We start from the raw sequence: 15,039 nt of genomic DNA on the forward strand, positions 1-15,039 counted from the left end.
ACTGTCGCCCCACGCTATGCTCGCGACGAGCCGCAGGAGGGCGGTTCGTCCCGGGGGAGTCTCAGGAGAGCCTACGGATGTCGCTGTCGTTGTGCGTGCTCGACCCGTCGAGAGCACCGGACTCGGTCCAGATGTGGCGCTTCGGCGAGGACGACGTCCCCGTGAGCGGCCGCCTCGGCGGGCCCGAGGTCGTGGGGCGGCTGCGGCCCTCCCTCCGGGCCGACTCCCGGATCGTCGTCCTGCACCGTCCCGCCGACCACGCGGGCGCGGCCCTCCTCGCGAACGTCGTGTCCGGTGCCCTCCCGGCGGTCCCGGTCACCCGGCTGCCCGTCACCTCCAGCCTGCTCGCCGCGACGGTCATCGCCCTCGAGGCGGCCCACGTCGAGGGGGAGGGCGACCTCGCCCGGCTCGCGCGGATCCCGCAGACCCTCGACGTCACCGTCAGCGGCGCGTGGCTGCGGCGGGTGACCCGGCTCGACGACCCGAGCCCGAGCTTCGGCCAGCACCTGCGCTCGATCTTCCCCTGGGGGCCACGCTTCGTCGCGCGCTGCGGTCCGGACGGCCGCGTCGTCAAGGCCGAGCCCGCCGGCTTCGACGGCTCCGGCACCGGCCGGCTCGTCGTCGGCGCCCCCGAGGGCTCACCCGGCGTCGACCGGCTCGTCGCCTGGTTCGGCTCCGACGCCGTCGTCCACGTGCCGCCGGTCGTCGCCGACGTCCGGGGCGTCTACGGCAACCCCGGGGTCGAGTTCGCCGTCGTCGACGAGTTCCTCGCCGCACCCGGTCCCCGCACGGCCCGCTGTCCCGTCTGCCGTGAGCCGATGCACGCCGACACCTGCCCGTTCTGCCACGTCCGCCCCGACTCTCGCGAGGTACCCGCCGCATGAACCCCCGTCAGCGACGAGGACTCCTGTTCGTCCTCGTCTCGTTCGTCGTCGCCGTCGGCACGTTCTTCGCCGTGTCCGCGTACGTCGCGAACGTCAACACGCAGGTCGGGTCGCGGGTGACCGTCTACCAGGCCCGGGGCGCCATCGAGGCCTACACCCCGCTCGGGCCGGACAACCTCGAGGCCGTCGAGATCCCCGAGCGCTGGGTCCCGGAGTCCTCGGTCCTCACCCTCGACGAGCTCCAGGGGCGGCGGATCGGCTTCCGCCTCAACGAGGGCTCGACGGTGAGCTCGGACATGCTCATCCCGAGCAGCGCCCTGTCCTCCACCGAGCGCGAGGTCGCGATCAACGTCGACGCGGTGACCGGCGTCGCGGGTCGCGTCCGGCCGGGCGACCGGGTCGACATCTACGCCGTCTTCTCCGAGGTGCCGGGGCTCCCGCAGTCCGTGCGGATCCTCGTGCGCGACGTGCGGATCGTCTCGATCGCCGGCGTGCAGACCGTCACCTCGCAGAGCACCGAGGGTGGCACGTTCGAGCAGGACGTCATCCCCGTGACCCTCGCACTCGAGCCCGACCAGGCCCTGTCGGTGACCTTCGCCGCGGAGTTCGCGAGCCAGGTCCGGCTCGTCGCCCTGCCCAACGACGTCGGGACGAACCGCGAGGGCGAGCCCAACGAGTACGACGCCGGCGAGCTCGGCGGCGAGGCCGTCCCGATGAAGGCCAACTGATGCGCATCCTCATCGGCATGTCGAACGGCACGGTCGAGTCCGACCTGCGCTCGCTCCTCGACGAGCTCGACGGCACCGAGGTCGTCGGGGTCGCGCAGTCCTCGTCGATGGTCCTGGACTACGCGTCGCGGATCGACCCGGACGTCGTCATCCTGCACGAACACCTCGGTCCGGAGCCGGTCGCCCAGACGATCCGGGACCTCGGCACCCGGTTCCCCAGCGTCGCCGTGCTCCAGATCTCCGGGGAGCGCACGGACGCCACCGTCATCCGGGCGATGGAGGCCGGGGCCCGCGGCGTCATCGGCCACCCCTTCGCCTTCGACGACCTGTCGGCCAAGATCACCCAGGCGGGTGACTGGGCACGCCACATGAAGAACATCCTCGCCGGCGCCATCGCCCAGGCGAGCTCGGCCCGCGGCAAGGTCCTCGCCTTCGTCGGCGCCAAGGGCGGGGTCGGCACGACGACCCTCGCCCTCCACGTCGCCATCGACCACCTCACGGCCAACCCCGACCGCAGGGTCTGCGTCGTCGACCTCGACCTCGAGAAGGGCGACGTCAGCGCCGTCCTCGAGGTCCGCCAGGCCGTCTCCATCGCCGACCTCGCGAAGGTGCACCAGGACCTGTCGAGCACGACGGTCAACGACGCCATCGTCCAGCACGAGTGCGGCCTCAACCTGCTCCTCAGCCCCGCCGACGTCCGGCACACCGAGATCATCACCGCCGAGGCGCTGCGCCCGATCTTCGCCCTGCTGCGTCGCGAGTTCGACCTCATCGTCGTCGACGGCGGCGGGTCGGTCTCGCCGAGCCAGGCGACCGTCCTCGAGCTCGCCGACGAGGCCGTCGTCGTCACGACGGCCGACGTCCTCGCGGTCCGGGCGATGCGCAAGCGGGTGCTCGCCTGGGAGGCTCTCGGGGTCACCGACGAGCGGGCCCTGCGGGTGCTCGTCAACAAGGTCGACAAGACGAGCATCTTCCCGGCGTCGGCCGTCGAGCAGCTGACGACCGCGAGCGTGCTGGAGAGCACCGTCCCGCTGTCGGTCCGCGCCCTCGAGCCCGCGATGAACGAGCGCGACCCCCGGGCCGTCACCGAGGTCGCGTGGTGGAAGCTCATGACCGCCGTCCGCCGCGACCTCGACCTCGAGACCGCGGCGGTCGAGAAGACCCCCAAGGGAGGACGGATGCGCGGCACCCGGGCCACGACCCCCACGGAGCCGACCCCCGCCGACGAGGCCGCCGCGGTCGCCACCGCCCAGGCGACGGCGGACGCGGCCGACGAGGCGTCCGACGGCGCCGGACCGGACGCGGAGCCTGCCTCGAGGCCGGCCGGCCGTCGCCGGATCCGCGAACGGGGCCAGCTCTCGCTCGAGAACGTCGTCATGCTGCCGTTCGCGCTGCTCATCGCCCTGGCCGCGTGGCAGGTGGTCGTCATCGGGCTCACCTTCGTGATGTCCGGCAACGCGGCGGCCGCCGCGGCGCGCGAGTACTCGGTGAGCGGCAACCGGTCCGCCGCCGAGGCCGAGGCCCGGCGCAGCACGCCGATGGGCTTCGACGACCTCGGCGTCTCGGTCTCCGGGAACGACGTCACCGTCCGGATGCGGATCCCGATGGCCGGACCGCGGAACATCGGCTTCCCCCAGGAGCTCAGCTCGACCCGGGGGATGGTGAGCGAACGATGAGCGCCCGCCGCGAGCGGGGCACCGCCTCGCTGGAGTTCATGGTCCTCGTGCCGTTCCTGCTGCTCGTCGCCTTCCTCGTGTGGCAGCTGGCGATCGGCGGCTGGGCCGCCGTGTCCGCCAACGAGGCCGCCCGCGCCGCCGCCCGGGCCGCGACCCTCGGGGACGACCCCCGGGCCGCGGCCGAGGACGCCCTGCCCGGTCCGCTGCGCGACTTCCGGCTCAGCGGGGGCCGGGCGGGCGACGGCTACAGCTACACCGTCGAGGTCGAGGTCCCGGCGTTCACCGCCATCGGCCTCGACCCCGTCTCGCGGACGGTCGACATGCCGGCAGAGCTCCCGTGAGCAGGTCCTACGGGTCCTTCATCGGCGACGCCGCCGCCGCGAGCCGGCTCGGCGGCGAGGACGAGACCCTCATCGCGACGTTCCGTCGGATGCTCCTGGAGGAGGTCGACCTCGGCGAGCTGAGCAAGCTCGAGCCCGGTCAGCGCCGGGCCCGCCTCGAGCGGGTCATCGCCCACCTCGTCTCCCGTGAGGGCGTCATCCTCTCCACGAGCGAGCGCAACCTGCTCGTCCGCCGGGTCGTCGACGAGGCCGTCGGCCTCGGTGTCCTCGAGCCGATCCTCGCCGACCCCACCGTCAGCGAGATCATGATCAACGGCTACGAGACGATCTTCGTCGAGCGCAGTGGCCGGCTCGAGCAGTGGCCCGGCTCGTTCACGAGCGAGGAGCAGCTGCTCCAGACCATCGACCGCATCGTCTCCACCGTGAACCGGCGCGTCGACGAGTCCAGCCCGATGGCCGACGCGCGGCTGCCCGCCGACGCCCGGATGCCGCGCGGCGCCCGCGTCAACGTCGTCCTCCCGCCGCTGTCGCTCAACGGCCCCACGGTGACGATCCGGCTCTTCCCGACGGCGATCTCCCTCGAGCGGCTCATCGAGTGGGGCTCGGTGAACCGGGACATCGCCGAGCTGCTGCGGGCCTGCGTCGAGGCCCGGCTGAACGTCGTCGTGAGCGGTGGCACCGGCTCGGGCAAGACGACGCTGCTCAACGCGCTCTCCAGCTTCATCGCCCCGAGCGAGCGGATCGTCACCATCGAGGACGCCGCGGAGCTCAGCCTCGACCAGCCGCACACGATCCGGCTCGAGACCCGTCCCCCGAACGTCGAGGGCCGCGGCCAGGTGACGATCCGCGACCTCGTCCGCAACGCGCTGCGCATGCGGCCCGACCGGATCATCGTCGGGGAGTGCCGCGGCGGCGAGGCGCTCGACATGCTCCAGGCGATGAACACCGGTCACGAGGGGTCGCTGACGACGGTCCACGCGAACAGCCCCGACGACGCGCTCGCCCGGCTCGAGACGCTGTCCTCGATGAGCGACGTCGAGGTGCCCTTCCATGCGATCCGCGACCAGGTGAACTCGGCGATCGACGTCATCATCCAGCTCACCCGACAGTCCGACGGCGCGCGCCGCGTCGTCGACGCCAGCTACGTCGCCTCCCGGCGCCAGGAGGAGTTCGACCTCGTGCCCCTCGTGACGTGGGACCCGGTGCACGTCGACGAGGTCGCCCGCACCAAGGGTCGGTTCGTCACCCACGGCGCCCCGCCCGCGCTGCGCCGGAGGATCGTCGAGGCGGGCGCGACCCTCCCGGCCTTCATGGAGGAGCCGTGACCGGGCTCGTCATGATCCTCGGCCCGGTCGTGGCGGTCGTCTTCCTCATGCTCGGGCTGCGTGAGTTCGCCCGGGTCGCCCGGCACCGGCACGCCGCGATCACCGGTGCCGAGAGCGGGATGGAGACCGACGAACCGAGCCTCCTCGAGATCCTCGACGCCTCGTTCTCGCGGACCCGGGTCGGCCGGTGGCTCTCGCGCGAGCTCGACGTCGCCGGCATCGACCGTCGCCCGTCGGTCGTCGCCTTCGGCGGGCTCGCCGTAGCGGTCGCGCTCGTCGTCGCGCTGTGGACCCTCCTCGCGCCGCTGCTCGGCGTCCTCGGGTTCGCCCTCGGGGCGCTCCTCACCCGGATGTTCCTGCGCCGGGCCCGGGAGCGGCGCAAGGAGGCCTTCGTCGGCCAGCTCCCCGAGCTCGCCCGGGTCCTCGCCAACGCGAGCTTCGCCGGCCTGTCCCTGCCGACCGCCCTCGCGGTCGCGGGCGACGAGCTCGCCGAGCCCGCCCGCACCGAGCTCTCCCGGGTCGCCACCCGGCTGCGGTTCGGCGCCCCCCTGACGACCGCGCTCGACGAGCTGAGCGAACGGGTCGGCTCGCGCGAGACCTCCGTCCTCATCTCGACCCTCGTCGTCGCCCAGCGCAGCGGCGGGTCGCTCGTCACCGCGCTGCGCGACATCGCCGAAGCCCTCGACCAGCGCAAGGAGACCCGGCGGGAGGTGAAGACGACCCTGTCCCAGCCGGTCGTCACGTCCTACCTCGTCATCGGCATGGGGTTCGCGATGCTCCTCATGCTCAACGTGATGAACCCCGGGACGGTCGACAAGATGACCCGTGAGCCGCTGGGGCAGGGGGCGCTGGCACTCGCGGCGATGATCTTCGGCGGCGGCTTCTGGGCCATCCGCCGGATGACGAGGTTCGACATATGAGCTGGCTCGTCGGCGCGGTGCCCGGCCTCGTCGCGGCGGTGGCGGTCTACCTGCTCCTGCGCGGCTGGCGGATGCTGCGGACCGACCCCGCGACCGACCTCCACGTCGAGGACCTCGCGCTGCTCCAGGGGTCGACGAAGCGGCGGGCGACCTCCCAGGGGCCGCTCGCGGCGCTGTCCTACCGGCTCGCCCCGGCGGTCCGCCGCTCGATGCCCGCGTCCGCGACGACGTGGCTGCGGCGCCAGATCGACCAGGCCGGTCGTCCCGCCGGGATGGACGTCGACTCCGTCATCGCCCGCGGCGTCATGTGGGCGGTCATCGTCTCCCCGGCCGTCGTCATCTTCGTGCTCCAGGGCCGCATCATCCCGGTCCTGCTCGCGGTGGGCGCGATCCTCGTCATGCCGCTCTCCCGGCTGTCCGCGGTGGCCCGCAAGCGGCGCGAGCAGATCGACCGCGACCTGCCGGACTTCCTCGACGTGCTCGCCGTCACCGTGAGCGCCGGGATCGGGTTCCGCCAGGCCCTCGCCGTCGTCGCGCAGCGCTTCGGCGGACCGCTCTCCGAGGAGATCATGACGACGCTGCACCAGATCGGGACGGGGGCGAGCGTGCGGGCCGCGTTCCGGTCGCTGCGCGAGCGCAACTCCTCGGAGTCGATCGAGGAGTTCGCGACGGCCTACCTCCAGGCCGAGGAGCTCGGCGCGCCGCTCGTCGACACGCTCAACCAGATCGCCGGGGACATGCGGCGGGCGTCGGCGCAGCGGTTCCGGCAGAAGGCGGCCTCGCTCGCGCCCCGGGTCACCCTCCTCACGACGATCGTCATGGTCCCCGGGGCGATGGTCCTGCTCGTCGTCGGCCTCTTCATCGGGTCCGACCTCGACCTGGGGTCCTTCGGTGGGCTCTGACGGCACGGCCGGGTCGCGGCTCGCCCTGCGGGTCGCCCAGGTCGCGCTGCTCGTCCGGCTGGGTCTGCTCCTGCTCCTCCAGGTCGTGTGGCTGCTGCGCGGGGACGGGGTGCTCTCGGTGCCGGTCGTCGTCGCGGCCGTCTTCTCCTACGTCGCGCTGTCGTCCTCGCGGGTGCGGGCCCTCGTCGCCCGGCACCCGATCCTCGTCCTCCTCGACGTCGTCCTCGTCGCGGTCGTCGTCGGCGTCGTCGGGGTCGACACCCCCTTCGTCCTCGCGCTCGCGACCTCGGCCCTCGTCGTCGGTCTGTGGCTGCCGCGGGTCCCCGGGCTGCTCGTCGTCGCCGTGCTCGTCGCCGTCCACCTCACCCTGCTCGCCCGCGAGCCGGTCGACGAGGCGACGGTGACGGCGTTCGTCATCGTCGTCCCCGCGGTCCTCGTCACGCTCTGGCTCCTCGGGGTCGCCATCCAGCGCACGGCCGCGGTGGAGTCCCGCACGCAGGCCGCGCTGCGGGACGCGATGTCGGTGGCCGCCACCTCGCAGGAGCGCGCCCGGATCGCCCGAGAGATGCACGACACGATCGCCAAGTCGCTCCAGTCGATGGCCCTCACGGCCTCCAGCCTGCCCGCGCACCTCGAGCGCCGCCCCGAGGTCGCGACCCAGCGGGCCAAGGAGCTCGAGGCCGACTGCACCGCGGTCATCGGCCAGGTCCGCGAGCTCATGGGCGAGCTGCGGACCGAGTCGGCCCAGGTGCCGTTCTGCGACAGCGTCGCGCAGGTGGTCGACGAGTGGCGCAGCGCGACCGGCCGACGGGTCACCGTCCGGCTCGAGCCGGTCGACGTCACCGACTCCCTCGTGCGCTACGAGCTGCTCATGGCCCTGCGGGAGGCGCTCGACAACGTCCGGCAGCACGCCGGGCGGTGCACGACGCGGGTGTCGCTCGGCGCCGAAGAGGACCGGGTCACCCTGCAGGTGAGCGACGACGGGCGGGGCAGCGAGACCGAGCACGTCGCCGCCTCGCCCGAGCGCGGCCACTTCGGGGTCGCGGGGATGCGGGAGCGGATGGAGCTCGTCGGGGGGTCGTTCGCGCACGACACCGCGCCGGGGCGGGGGACGACAGTGACCTTCGGCGTGCACCGCCGGGGGCTCGTGGAACGGACGACGGAGGTCATGGCCTGATGCCCTACACCGTGTGCATCGTCGACGACAGCGACGTGATGCGTCGGGGGATCCGCTCCCTCGTCGAGACCGACGACGGCCTCGAGATCGTCGCCGAGGCCCGTGACGGGGACGAGGCCGTCGCCGAGGTCGCCCGGACCCGTCCGGACGTCGTCCTCCTCGACGTGCGGATGCCCGCGCGCGACGGGGTGTCGGTCGTCCGCGAGATCTCGCAGACCTCGCACGTCCTCATGCTCACGTTCTCGGACGAGAGCGAGGTGATCCTCGCGGCGCTCGACGAGGGCGCCGTCGGCTACCTCGTGCACGGCACCTTCGACGCCGAGGGCCTCGGGGCGATGGTGCGGGCCGCGGCCCAGGGCATCGGGTCCCTGTCCGGGCCGGCGCTCGCCGCCGTGCGCGGAGGCTCCGGGACGACCCGGTCGGTGGCCCACCGTGGCGCCTTCGAGCTGTCCGAGCGGCAGGCCGAGGTCATGGACCTCGTGGCGGCCGGCAAGGGGAACGGGGCGATCGCCCGCGAGCTCTTCCTGTCGGAGAAGACGGTGAAGAACCACATCAACCAGATCTTCCCCAAGCTCGGCGTCACGACCCGGGCCGAGGCGATCGTCGTGTGGCTCGGCTCCGGGCCCGGGTCGTGACCGGGACCCTTTGGGCCTCGCCTTGGGCCCTCGGGCCCTGGGCGGGCCCCGCCCGTCCCCGTAAGTTCTTCCTCGTCAGGTCGGGGACCGCAGGCCCTCGGAACACAGGGGAAGCACAGACCAAGGAGCACACCATGACCCACTCCATCGCCGCCCGCTACACCAGCCTCGCGCGCCGCCTCCGGGAGCGCGCCGAGTCCGGCCAGAACGGCCTCGAGTACCTCGGCATGGCGCTCGTCGCCGGTGTCGTCATCGCCGCGATCGCGGGTGTCGTCAACAACGGCTCCGTCACCGGCGTCATCCAGGACGCCTGGAACAACATCCTCAAGGGTGGCGGCAGCTGACCGACGTGAGGACGGGGCGAGGGCCGGAGACGGTCCTCGCCCCTCCCGCGGTCCACACGGAGGGGAAGGGCTCGAGCCGATGAGGACGAGACGACAGGAAGCCGGCCAGGCGGTCACCGCCCTGGTCGTCGCGGCGACCCTGCTCGTCGTCGGCGCCGCCCTCGCCCTCGTCTACCGCGGCTCCGCGGCCGCCAGCCAGGCGAGCACGATCCAGTCCGGGGCGGACGCCGCCGCCCTCGCCGGCGCGCAGCGGGTCGCCGACCAGGCGTGGGGCAAGATCCAGGCCTCGCTCAACTCCCGTCGAGGGGAGTGGCACGGCAACGACGGGTTCGGCCGGGCACAGTCCTACGCCTCGCGCAACGACACCCGTCTCACCACCTACTCCTACTTCCCGCTCGCCGACCGGGTCGAGGCCACGGTGACGAGCGACTTCCGGACCGAGACCGGCTCGCCCGAGCGGGCCTCGGCCGTCGCCGAGACCGGTCGCCGGCTCGCGGTCTGCATCGTCGTGACGATCCCCGGGTCGGTGACCGGGTACGAGACGACCGCGACGTGCGGCGACATCACCGTCGACGTCTACGTCGACCCGTCGGGGGGGACCGTCACGCTGCTCACGCCACCCGGCCAGCTGAAGAAGGAGTTCCGGGTCCGCCTCGTCGAGTGACCCGCCACGAACGTCGGAGCCCGGTCCGCCCGCAGGGGGTGTGGGACCGGGCTCCGATGCGTTCGCCGGTCGCTCCCGTCCGGGGCGCAGCCGCCGTCCCGGGAGCGGGTGGTCAGCCCGGCCGGGACACCGGGAGGGTGAGGTTGTCGAACCAGGGGCTCTTGAGCTCGACCTCGTCGACGTCGTCCGGCAGCGGCGGGAAGAGCGCCGACTGCGGACTGCTCTCGGTGCCGTCGGTCAGGCGCAGGACCGGGTTCGACACCGCGCCGGGAACCTCCGTGTCGTCCTCGCCCTGGCGGGAGTAGGTGAGGACCCGGTACTCCGTGTCGTCCACGACCATCCGCGGGTACAGCTCCCAGGACAGGTAGTTGGCGTCCTGCGGGTTGCTGCCCCCACCACCGGTCATCGTCCAGACGAGGAGGGTCGAGGTGGGGGACGCGTCGAGCCGGTAGAAGGTGAAGGTCGCGCCGCGGAAGCTCGACCCGGAGGCTCCGGTCGTCGTCCCGATCTCCTCGAGCGGGGCGGCGCCGTCGACGACCTCGCGGGACCGGTCGACCGGAGCCGTCTCGCTGGGCGACGGCGTCCCGGTGGCGCTGGCGCTCGGGCCGTCGCCCGTGGGAGTGGCGTCGGGCTCGTCGTCCGAGCACCCCGCGAGCAGGCCTGCGGTGAGGGCGGCGACGGCGAGGGCGGCGACACGGTCGCGTCGGAAGGTCATCGTCGCTCCTCAGCTCGGCAGGGTGATCGTCACCCGGCGGTTCAGGGCACGCCCCTCGGCGGTGCCGTTGTCGGCGATCGGCTCGGCCTCGCCCTTGCCCTCGGTGCGCACCGTGATGCCGTCGGGCAGACGCTGCTCGAGCGCGCGACCCACGGCCCGGGCGCGGCGCTGGGAGAGGTCGAGGTTGTAGGAGTCGCTCGCGTTGCTGTCGGTGTGCCCGGTGACGGTGATCGTCCCGCTCGTGCCGGCGGCCTCGATCTGCTCGGCGGCGTCGGCGATGACCGACCGGGCCCGCGAGGTGAGCCGCGCCTCGTCGGTCGCGAAGAGGACCGACGCGTCGAGGTCGAGCTCCTGCTGCTCGCCGTCCTGGGTCGTCGTGACGTCCTCGGACAGGTCCTTGACCCGCGACTGGAGATCGAAGACGGAGCGTGAGTCGTCGGCCTCGGCGACCTCCGCCGCGTCGACGGAGGGCCAGCCGGTGCCGACGGCCGGTGCCGCCTCCTCGACGGTGGGCTCGAGCGGGCCGTCCTCGACCGGGACCCCTTGGACGAGCTGCGAGGCGACGAACACGTCGACGACGTCGACGTCGTCCGGCACCTCGGCGAGGACGACGTGGGCGACGGGCGCGCGCTCCGGGTCCTCCGCGGTCGTCGCGAAGTCGACGATCCCCGTCGAGAGGCATCCCGTCGGCGTCGACGCCGCGAGTGCGCCGTACGCCAGGCCCTGCTCGGCGTCGACGGCCGCGGCGGCGCACAGGGTGTTCGTCCCCTGGGGGAAGACGTAGGTGTTGCCGTTGCCGTACGCCGAGAAGGTGGCGCGGTCGCCGAGGGCGTCCTGCGGCGTTCCCATCGAGTAGTACAGGACGGTGCCGCCGTCGATGCGGCGCAGCCCGTGGACCGAGAGCACGGCGAGGCGGTCGTCGTTGACGTTCCCCACCCAGGTCTGGGCCAGGACGGGGACGTCCTCGACCGTGGGGAGCGGCGGGGCCTCGGTGGCGCCCGCGACGGTCGGCGTCGCCGTGAGGGCCAGGGCGGCCAGCGTCGCGGCAGCGGTTCTCATCGTGGATGTTCCCCCGGGTCGGATGCGGACGGTCACACTGTACCGACGCGGTTGCGGCACCGGGGGTTCCGTCCGCCCGCCCGTCCCGCGCCCGCCACGCACCCCGGGCGGCGCGGGGTCAGGACCGGGTGACGGGCACCGTGACGTCGCCGAACCAGGGAGAGGTCAGGGTGACCGACGTGACGTTCTCCGGAAGGGGCGGGTACATCGCCCCCTGCGGGTTCGGCTCGGCTCGCATCGCCCGCATGTCGACGCACACGCACTGGGTCTCCCCGGTGGGGGTCTCGTAGGTGAGCACGGAGAAGGCCTTCCGCTTGGTGTTGAGCACCGGGAAGCTCTCCCACAGGCGGACGTCGAAGTCGGACCCGGCGCGGACCGTCCGGGGGTGGGTGGCGGACCAGACGAGCAGGGTCGAGCGCTCGTCGCTCTCGAGCCGGAGGATCTCGAAGGTGGCCCCGGAGTAGGACGAGCCCTCCCTCGCCGTCGTCGTCGCGAGCGGCCGGTACTCCGGGGCCTCGACGAAGTCGGCCGTGGGGCCGGCGCTCGTCGGGGTGGGGCTGCGGGCGATCGTCAGCGTCGGGCTGGCGGAGGGGCTCGACGCGGACTCCCCGGAGCAGCCGGCGAGGGCGAGGGCGGCGGCGATCGCGGCCGCGGAGAGACGGGAGGGCACCGGGGTCATCCCTCGGTCGCCGACGGCGAGGGGGACGGGGACGGCGACGACGTGGCGGAGGGGTCCGGTGTCGGCTGGGGCTCGGGGCGGTCCCGCACCGTCGTGACGAGGGCCCGACGGGTGCCGTCCCGGACGGCGTCCACGAGCTGGGTCGTCGGGATCGTCGGCCAGCCGGTGCCGACCGTCGGGGCCGGGTCGTCGACCTCGGGTGTGAGCGGGCCGTCGCCGACGGGGACCCCCCGGACGAAGGCGCTGCCGATGAGGACGTCGACCTCGGTGAGCCGCTTCGGGACCGGGGCGAGGGCGACCCACTGGACGACGGCGCGCTCCGAGAGCCGGAAGCGGTCCTCCGGAGCCACGGGCGGCGGGGCCTTGACGGCCTCGCCCCGCTCGGTGCGCAGGGCCGCGTACGACCGCTTGCCGGGGACGTCGATGACGGCGGCGGTGTCCATGAAGGTGGCGCCGGACGACGCCTGGAGGGTGCCGTAGGTCTCGGGCCCGGTGCCGTAGCGGGTCACGGGGAGCAGCTCGGGGTCCGGGGCCTCGCCGGAGAACCCGACCGAGTAGTAGAGGATCGTCGCCGCCTCGAAGCGCCGGACGCCGTGGACGCTCACCGTCATCGTCGGAGGACGCTCCTCGGTCTCGCCGAGGGCGGCCACGAAGGCCTGCCCGAACACGGGGACGACGTCGTCGGAGGGGACGTCGGCGGGCACCGGTGCGGCGCCCGACAGCGCGAGGCCCACCGCGGCCACGACGCCCCCGAACGCGGCCCGCACAGCTCCTCGCCCCGACACACCGGGGACGATACCCGCCGACCGCGGGGCCGGCCGGGTGAACGGGACCGCGCGCGGGTGAACGGGTGGCGACGGCGGTCAGCCCGCGCCCATGCACCCCGCCCACGGCACCCAGCCGGTGCCGTCGTCGTACTCCGCGTCGGTGAGGGCGGCGCTCGGTAGCGAGAACGCGCCTTCCAGCCCGACCTCCCCGAGGAGCTTCCCCGAGGCATTAGCGCTGATGTCGAGGCTGTCCCCGGTGTCGTAGGTGAGGCGGGTCTGCTGGCCCCGCTCGTCGATCATCGCCGCGAAGTCCTCGGTGGCCGGACGGTCGAGCAGCAGCCCACCCGGGCCTGCGACCGCTGTCGTCGCGGCCTCCGCGAGGTAGTCCTCGAAGAGCTGCCGGTCGGCGTCGCTGTCGAGCGAGACGGTGTCGGTGTAGACCGAGCGCTCCCCGTCCGTGACGACGTTGGTCTCGAACCGGACCGCGGTGGTCTCGCCGTCCGCGTCGGTCTCGACGACCATCCGGGTCGACGCGGTGCCACCGAGCGAGCCGGCCTCGATCGAGATGGCCCCGCTGAGGTCGAGGGTGCCGCTCGCGCCGACGTAGTACGTGCGCCGCCCGTCGGCGTGCACCTCGACGGCGCCGTCCGCGCCGACCGCGGCCTCTAGCTCGCCGCCACCGACCCACGCGGTGATCCCGGCGGACCCGGACGCGCTGAGACCGCCGGAGTAGACGACGCTGTCGGGCTCGCGGGGCTTGTCGACGAAGCCGGTCTGCTCGCCGATCCAGGTGATGGGGCCGGACAGCGGTCCGGTCGTGGAGTCGACGGTGTCGGCGAAGCGGGCGTAGTCGACGAGCGCGGCGAGCTCGTCCTCGCTGCGGACGGTCCAGACCTGTGACTCGGCGGCGTCGAGGTAGGCGCCGCCGCCGGCGTAGAGGTCACTGCCCCACCGGGTGCCGTTGACCTCGAGCCGGGCGTCCCAGCCGACCCCGCCCTCGACGCCCAGCTGGCCCCCGTCGACCATCGCGACCCGGTAGGTCCCGTCGCTCAGCTCCTCGACGACGAGGGCGCGCTCGTTCTTGCCGGACACGACGAAGGCGGCCTTCATGCTCGCCCGGTGGCCGTCCTCGCCGACGACGCACGGCTCGGTCGGCACCTTCGGGTTCGCCAGCTGCGACCCGTCGCCGGAACAGTCGCCCTGCCCGAGGCTCGTGATGGCGCACCAGGCCTGGGAGACGGTGGCCCCCACCGACCCGGTGTTGACCGTGAGCGCGACGGCGACGATGACGACGCCGGCGATGAGCGCGCCCCCGATCTTCTCGAGGGACGCCTGGCCGCTCTCGGCCGCGCGCCGTGCTGGTCCCGCCCCGGTCACCTCGTCCGCCCTTCGCTCGTCCTCGTCCGGTCCCTCCCGGCCGGACGTCGCGATCCTCGCAGCACGGGTGCCGGGGCGGCAGGGCCCAGGGGCCCGGCCTCGGGCCCAGGCGTGGTGCGGAGGTCGGGTCCTCGGGCGGATCCCCGGGGGCGCCCGCTCGGGCATGATGGGCCGGGTGAGGACGACGGGGAGGACGACGGTCCGGGTGGCGTCGCTGCTGGCGGGCACCGTGGCGGTGCTCGTGGCGGCCGCCTGCTCCGGACCCGGGGCGGAGGACGGGACCGGCACGGACCGGCTCGAGAGCATCCGACCGAGCGCCACGGCGAGCGACCTGGCGCCTGCCGCCGCGCCGCCGCCGGGGTTCCGGACGGTGACTGCCGAGGGCTTCACCATCGCGGTGCCCGAGGGGTGGGAGGAGCGGACGACCGCGCCGCAGGAGGGCCCGAGGGGGGAGTCCACGACGACGACCGGCTTCCGGCCCCCCGGCGGGGACACCGAGACCTGGCAGGGTCTGAGCGTCGTCGTCGTCGAGAACGACCCGGTCCCGGTCACCGAGAGCAGCGAGGTGCTCGCCTCGACGAAGCAGGACGTCGCCGGCGCGACCGATGTCACCCGGCGCAGCGTCGAGTGGCCCGGGGCGAGCGAGGCGGTCGTCGTCGACTGGACCGAGGAGGTCCGCTCGACGCCGGTGCGCTACCGCCAGCTCATGCTGCGGGTCGGCGCGTCCACGACGGTGAACGTCGTCGCCCTCACCCGGGAGGACCTCTTCGCCGACGGCGACGCGGCGAGCGCCCTGCGGACGGTCGCGCTGACCCCCGAGGCCGCCTGAGCCCGCGCCGGCGTCGC

17 protein-coding genes are annotated in these 15,039 nt (G+C 73.7%); 12 read left to right on the top strand and 5 right to left on the bottom strand.

The window, feature by feature from the left end:
* Positions 1 to 77 precede the first annotated feature (77 nt).
* The 11 genes from KC207_RS04930 (at position 78) to KC207_RS04980 (ending at position 9,596) form a co-directional block, all read left to right on the top strand.
* Positions 78 to 884, top strand: a complete 807-nt coding sequence (locus tag KC207_RS04930) for a hypothetical protein (protein ID WP_211601786.1) — start codon at positions 78 to 80, stop codon at positions 882 to 884.
* On the top strand, positions 881 to 1,612 hold the full coding sequence (gene cpaB / locus KC207_RS04935) for a Flp pilus assembly protein CpaB (protein WP_211601787.1): 732 nt from the start codon (positions 881 to 883) through the stop codon (positions 1,610 to 1,612). Before KC207_RS04930 ends, cpaB begins: the two co-directional genes overlap by 4 nt.
* The gene (locus KC207_RS04940; protein ID WP_211601788.1) at positions 1,612 to 3,288 is read left to right on the top strand and encodes an AAA family ATPase; all 1,677 of its coding nucleotides are present in this window, start codon (positions 1,612 to 1,614) and stop codon (positions 3,286 to 3,288) included. Before cpaB ends, KC207_RS04940 begins: the two co-directional genes overlap by 1 nt.
* Complete coding sequence (locus tag KC207_RS04945; RefSeq protein ID WP_211601789.1) at positions 3,285 to 3,629, top strand: TadE/TadG family type IV pilus assembly protein; 345 nt, start codon at positions 3,285 to 3,287, stop codon at positions 3,627 to 3,629. The genes KC207_RS04940 and KC207_RS04945 overlap by 4 nt, the downstream gene beginning before the upstream one ends.
* Entirely contained in the window at positions 3,626 to 4,954 is a 1,329-nt protein-coding gene (locus KC207_RS04950; RefSeq protein WP_249138566.1) for a TadA family conjugal transfer-associated ATPase, read from the top strand. Before KC207_RS04945 ends, KC207_RS04950 begins: the two co-directional genes overlap by 4 nt.
* Positions 4,951 to 5,874 (top strand): type II secretion system F family protein, encoded by a 924-nt coding sequence (locus KC207_RS04955; protein ID WP_211601790.1) that lies wholly within the window; start codon positions 4,951 to 4,953, stop codon positions 5,872 to 5,874. The genes KC207_RS04950 and KC207_RS04955 overlap by 4 nt, the downstream gene beginning before the upstream one ends.
* Entirely contained in the window at positions 5,871 to 6,776 is a 906-nt protein-coding gene (locus KC207_RS04960; RefSeq protein ID WP_211601791.1) for a type II secretion system F family protein, read from the top strand. Before KC207_RS04955 ends, KC207_RS04960 begins: the two co-directional genes overlap by 4 nt.
* Positions 6,766 to 7,953, top strand: coding sequence for a sensor histidine kinase (locus tag KC207_RS04965; RefSeq protein WP_211601792.1), 1,188 nt, complete (start codon positions 6,766 to 6,768; stop codon positions 7,951 to 7,953). Before KC207_RS04960 ends, KC207_RS04965 begins: the two co-directional genes overlap by 11 nt.
* Positions 7,953 to 8,588 (top strand): response regulator, encoded by a 636-nt coding sequence (locus tag KC207_RS04970; protein WP_211601793.1) that lies wholly within the window; start codon positions 7,953 to 7,955, stop codon positions 8,586 to 8,588. Before KC207_RS04965 ends, KC207_RS04970 begins: the two co-directional genes overlap by 1 nt.
* Positions 8,589 to 8,722: 134 nt before the next feature.
* On the top strand, positions 8,723 to 8,932 hold the full coding sequence (locus KC207_RS04975) for a hypothetical protein (RefSeq protein WP_211601794.1): 210 nt from the start codon (positions 8,723 to 8,725) through the stop codon (positions 8,930 to 8,932).
* A 79-nt stretch (positions 8,933 to 9,011) separates the two neighbouring features.
* Complete coding sequence (locus KC207_RS04980) at positions 9,012 to 9,596, top strand: hypothetical protein (RefSeq protein ID WP_211601795.1); 585 nt, start codon at positions 9,012 to 9,014, stop codon at positions 9,594 to 9,596.
* 112 nt (positions 9,597 to 9,708) lie between these two features.
* On the opposite strand, the gene KC207_RS04985 is transcribed toward KC207_RS04980, so the two are convergent.
* The 5 genes from KC207_RS04985 to KC207_RS05005 form a co-directional block, all read right to left on the bottom strand.
* Positions 9,709 to 10,311, bottom strand: a complete 603-nt coding sequence (locus KC207_RS04985) for a hypothetical protein (protein ID WP_211601796.1) — start codon at positions 10,309 to 10,311, stop codon at positions 9,709 to 9,711.
* 9 nt (positions 10,312 to 10,320) lie between these two features.
* On the bottom strand, positions 10,321 to 11,370 hold the full coding sequence (locus tag KC207_RS04990) for an OmpA family protein (protein WP_211601797.1): 1,050 nt from the start codon (positions 11,368 to 11,370) through the stop codon (positions 10,321 to 10,323).
* A gap of 118 nt (positions 11,371 to 11,488) precedes the next feature.
* A complete protein-coding gene (locus KC207_RS04995) occupies positions 11,489 to 12,040 on the bottom strand; it encodes a hypothetical protein (RefSeq protein WP_211601798.1) in 552 nt (183 codons plus the stop codon).
* Positions 12,041 to 12,045: 5 nt separating this feature from the next.
* Positions 12,046 to 12,834 carry a hypothetical protein gene (locus KC207_RS05000; RefSeq protein ID WP_211601799.1) on the bottom strand — a complete coding sequence of 263 codons (789 nt, stop codon included), beginning with the start codon at positions 12,832 to 12,834 and terminating at the stop codon, positions 12,046 to 12,048.
* A 78-nt stretch (positions 12,835 to 12,912) separates the two neighbouring features.
* Positions 12,913 to 14,193 carry a hypothetical protein gene (locus KC207_RS05005; protein ID WP_211601800.1) on the bottom strand — a complete coding sequence of 427 codons (1,281 nt, stop codon included), beginning with the start codon at positions 14,191 to 14,193 and terminating at the stop codon, positions 12,913 to 12,915.
* A 175-nt stretch (positions 14,194 to 14,368) separates the two neighbouring features.
* Between KC207_RS05005 and KC207_RS05010 the strand changes: the two genes are divergently transcribed.
* On the top strand, positions 14,369 to 15,022 hold the full coding sequence (locus KC207_RS05010) for a hypothetical protein (RefSeq protein WP_211601801.1): 654 nt from the start codon (positions 14,369 to 14,371) through the stop codon (positions 15,020 to 15,022).
* Positions 15,023 to 15,039: the final 17 nt, after the last annotated feature.

Origin of the sequence: Phycicoccus avicenniae, from assembly GCF_018139485.1 — a bacterium.
Taxonomy (GTDB): domain Bacteria; phylum Actinomycetota; class Actinomycetes; order Actinomycetales; family Dermatophilaceae; genus Phycicoccus; species Phycicoccus avicenniae.

Bases quoted from the DNA above. Each gene is read 5' to 3' on its own strand.
- KC207_RS04930 (WP_211601786.1), top strand. From the start codon at position 78: ATGTCGCTGTCGTTGTGCGTGCTCGACCCGTCGAGAGCACCGGACTCG.
- cpaB (WP_211601787.1), top strand. From the start codon at position 881: ATGAACCCCCGTCAGCGACGAGGACTCCTGTTCGTCCTCGTCTCGTTC.
- KC207_RS04940 (WP_211601788.1), top strand. From the start codon at position 1,612: ATGCGCATCCTCATCGGCATGTCGAACGGCACGGTCGAGTCCGACCTG.
- KC207_RS04945 (WP_211601789.1), top strand. From the start codon at position 3,285: ATGAGCGCCCGCCGCGAGCGGGGCACCGCCTCGCTGGAGTTCATGGTC.
- KC207_RS04960 (WP_211601791.1), top strand. From the start codon at position 5,871: ATGAGCTGGCTCGTCGGCGCGGTGCCCGGCCTCGTCGCGGCGGTGGCG.
- KC207_RS04970 (WP_211601793.1), top strand. From the start codon at position 7,953: ATGCCCTACACCGTGTGCATCGTCGACGACAGCGACGTGATGCGTCGG.
- KC207_RS04975 (WP_211601794.1), top strand. From the start codon at position 8,723: ATGACCCACTCCATCGCCGCCCGCTACACCAGCCTCGCGCGCCGCCTC.
- KC207_RS04980 (WP_211601795.1), top strand. From the start codon at position 9,012: ATGAGGACGAGACGACAGGAAGCCGGCCAGGCGGTCACCGCCCTGGTC.
- KC207_RS04985 (WP_211601796.1), bottom strand. From the start codon at position 10,311: ATGACCTTCCGACGCGACCGTGTCGCCGCCCTCGCCGTCGCCGCCCTC.
- KC207_RS04990 (WP_211601797.1), bottom strand. From the start codon at position 11,370: ATGAGAACCGCTGCCGCGACGCTGGCCGCCCTGGCCCTCACGGCGACG.